This window comes from Moorena sp. SIO2C4, assembly GCF_010672485.1.
Lineage (GTDB): Bacteria > Cyanobacteriota > Cyanobacteriia > Cyanobacteriales > Coleofasciculaceae > Moorena > Moorena producens.
On record NZ_JAAHGN010000932.1, the window covers coordinates 1 to 3,048 of the forward strand.

General features: G+C 40.4%; 6 protein-coding genes. 4 read left to right on the forward strand and 2 right to left on the reverse strand.

Annotation, left to right across the window (positions count from 1 at the left end; translation table 11 throughout):
• On the reverse strand, positions 1-151 hold a 151-nt coding region (locus tag F6K20_RS31585), incomplete at its 3' end, for a PD-(D/E)XK nuclease family transposase (protein WP_287297385.1).
• Positions 152-222: 71 nt separating this feature from the next.
• On the opposite strand from F6K20_RS31585, the gene F6K20_RS31590 reads away from it, so the two are divergent.
• On the forward strand, positions 223-417 hold the full coding sequence (locus tag F6K20_RS31590) for a hypothetical protein (protein WP_287257369.1): 195 nt from the start codon (positions 223-225) through the stop codon (positions 415-417).
• 8 nt (positions 418-425) lie between these two features.
• On the opposite strand, the gene F6K20_RS31595 is transcribed toward F6K20_RS31590, so the two are convergent.
• Complete coding sequence (locus F6K20_RS31595) at positions 426-581, reverse strand: hypothetical protein (RefSeq protein ID WP_154659849.1); 156 nt, start codon at positions 579-581, stop codon at positions 426-428.
• Between the two features lie 357 nt (positions 582-938).
• Here F6K20_RS31595 and F6K20_RS31600 point away from each other — a divergent pair, with 357 nt between their 5' ends.
• From F6K20_RS31600 to F6K20_RS31610, 3 genes are all read left to right on the forward strand, one after another.
• A complete protein-coding gene (locus F6K20_RS31600) occupies positions 939-1,583 on the forward strand; it encodes a hypothetical protein (RefSeq protein WP_131827279.1) in 645 nt (214 codons plus the stop codon).
• Positions 1,584-1,622: 39 nt separating this feature from the next.
• Complete coding sequence (locus F6K20_RS31605) at positions 1,623-1,970, forward strand: hypothetical protein (protein ID WP_131827280.1); 348 nt, start codon at positions 1,623-1,625, stop codon at positions 1,968-1,970.
• Between the two features lie 31 nt (positions 1,971-2,001).
• Positions 2,002-3,048: tetratricopeptide repeat protein (locus tag F6K20_RS31610; protein WP_287297383.1), on the forward strand; the 1,047-nt coding region annotated here is incomplete at its 3' end.

Consider the following 3,048-nt stretch of genomic DNA (forward strand, 5'->3'; position numbering starts at 1 on the left):
TCTGATAAGGATCAATAATTTCTAAATCTTGGATGAGAGGTTGATTGTGATAGACAAGAGCATTGAGGAAGCTAATCAGAATCGGCTTACTTTCCTGGGAGGCAAAGATTTTTTTAAAGGCAAAGTCGGTTTTGGGGCTGATGAATTTCATGGCTGATATTGGGCTGAGGGTGCCTTTACTAAAACAAGTAGTAGACTACAACTATAGCAATTCTAAGACTTGTGAGGTACAAATATCTAGGTTTTAGGGAGCAGGGAGCAGCGATGCAGCGCGGTCTTGGGGGTTTCCCCCATGAGCGACTGCATCAAGACGGGAGCAGGGAAGAGGGAAGAGGGAAGAGGGAAAAAAATCCTGTTGAGCTTACACTCCCCATCTCCCCACCCTTCCCACACTTACTTTCTTTTTGGCAACTATGATATCGACCCTACTCCTCCTCTTCTTCTTCCCTGAGCCAACGCCAAATCAACACGCAAAGATTCAACACTATGATTAGGTTTGCATCAAGGAATAAAGCTAGTAACTCCACAACGAACTCTATTAATAGCCAACGTTTTCGGTTGCGATTAGTCTTCTTGGTCATAGTCATTATTTTCAAGTGAAATGGTTAGTAAGCATTCAGCCGTCAGCCGTCAGCCTTGGCCAAACACGCTACGCGAATGGCTGATAGCTGATAGCTGATAGCTTAAAATGCTTCTGACTTCTAGCCTATTGACTAAAAAAATAGGTGTATAGGAGTTTGATATAAAAAACTTTGATGGTATTTACTGGAAAATATACCTAAATAAAAATAGGTATTATAACTATGAAGTAATAAACTAAAATATCCTAAAATAAAAACAAATAAAAATTGCTGTTAACCTAACACAAATCGAAATCTACATGGCAGAATTTAGTTAAGCATTCAGCGCATAGCGCATCAGCTATCAGCTAATGCGCTATGCGCACGCTACGCGAACAGCTTATGGGAGTTAAGTATCACAGGCTGGAAGCCTGTTCTACCTCTTGCCTCTTGCCTCTTGCCTCTTGCCTACTCCCTACTCCCTGCTGCCTGCTGCCTGCTCCCTTTCTTATGATAAATACCATGAACAACCAACAATCTCAACAACAACAGTTCATTGAATACATCGCTGACCAGATTTTCCCGATATCGAAAAGATCCGAAACCCAAAAACTATGCTTTCTACTGCGTTTTAGTCCTGAAAACTGGCAAGAAGAGAATGTGGACATTGCTCGCAAAATGGACGAAAAACTGGGAGGGTTTAATGAACAAAGTATTAATGCTACCCTGGCCGAAGTATTGAAAAAGCTGAAAAAGCAGTTTGGGGAGGAAATGAATAAAAATGGGGTAAATTGGGAGAATAAACGAGGAAGACCAGCGGATGACAAACAATCTCCTTGGCGAATTGCTTATGGCTGGTTATGGGATCATAAATTCCCTTACTGGCAAATGGATGGGCTTTGGCAAACCCTGATTAAAAAAGCGGCATCTCCTTCCCATTGGCTTCGTTTTACTCCAGATTCTATTAAAGGCATGGTTGGACCTACAAGGAAGAAGCATGAAATTGTTGTAGACGTTCCTTAGTATATGCATGTGGAGCTAAATTGTAACCAAAAGCATCTGTTGTTACTAAATCGCGGTATAGATAACAAGGATGTAGTTACCAACTATGTAGTCTGTCCTTCCCAAGCTTTTGCTCCAGATAATCGACTCACACAAAAGAAAATGCTGATGCCTCAGTCAGGGGCAATGTGTGAAGAGATAACATTTGATACGGTAGGGCAAGAGGAGTTTCTGGCTATTGTCTTAGAAGATTCCTTAGATTTTCCTTGGTTAACTCCTAATCAAGAAGAACCAGTTCCGATTTGGAATCCGGAACGGCTTAAGGAATTGTGGGCAAGGTTGGCAGGAGATAGCAATAATTGGCAAGCATTTTATCGCTCATTCCAGGTAGTAAAAGCATCTGCTTAGAATTAGGTAACAGGAAACACAGTAGACTAATATGGACAAACAACAATTTCAAGAGTATGGCAACTTCTTAATGTCCATCTTACGGGCAGTTGAAACTGACCATCGCCCTCAGTCAGTTTACCCCCTACTCCAAAAGAATCTCGACAAGCTAGATAAAAATTTAGAGCAGATATTGCAATCTTGGGCAAGGGAAACCCTCCCTCAACTTCAGCCAAAATTAGCTGAAGATGTTGCTAGAGTTATTCTCGAGTTCGGCATTTTGATTCAACAGTTTACTCTGGGCGACATAGCCAGTAACCTAGAAATTGCCATTGCTAGTTATCAAGTCATTGATATAGTTTTTACCTTGGAGGCATTTCCCCAAGATTGGGCAATGATTCAAACCAATCTCGGCGGTGCCTACTGTGAGAGAATAAAAGGGAAGAGAGCAGATAATATTGAACAAGCGATTGCTCATTGTATAAATGCCCTAAAAATCTTTACCAAGTCAGCATTTCCCCAACATTGGGCAATGACTCAAAACAATCTCGGCAATGCCTACGTCGACAGAATCAAAGGAGATAGAGCCGATAATATCGAAGAAGCAATCAGTGCTTATAAAGATGCCCTAAAAATCCGTACCAAGTCGGCATTTCCTAAACAATGGGCAAGGACTCAATCCAATCTCGGCAATGCCTACTTCAACAGAATCAAAGGAGATAGAGCCGATAACCTCGAACAAGCAAGTTTGCATTTAAACAATGCCCTAAAAGTTTATGAGAAAATGAATTTATTTGAACGATATAAAATCCAAACTATTATCGGCAATGTTCATTCAATAAAAAATAAATTGTATCAAAAATTATATCAATCCGATCATCATAAATTAGATAATTTAAAAAAAGCAATCTGTGCTTATAAAAATGCCCTAGAAATCTGTACCAAGTCCACATGTCCCCAACATTGGGCAGGGATTCAACAAAATCTCGGCAATACCTACCGTAACGGAATAGAAGGGGAGAGAGCTGATAATATTGAACAAGCCATCGCTCATTATGAAAATGCTCTACAAATCTATACTAAGTTCGCATTTCCACAA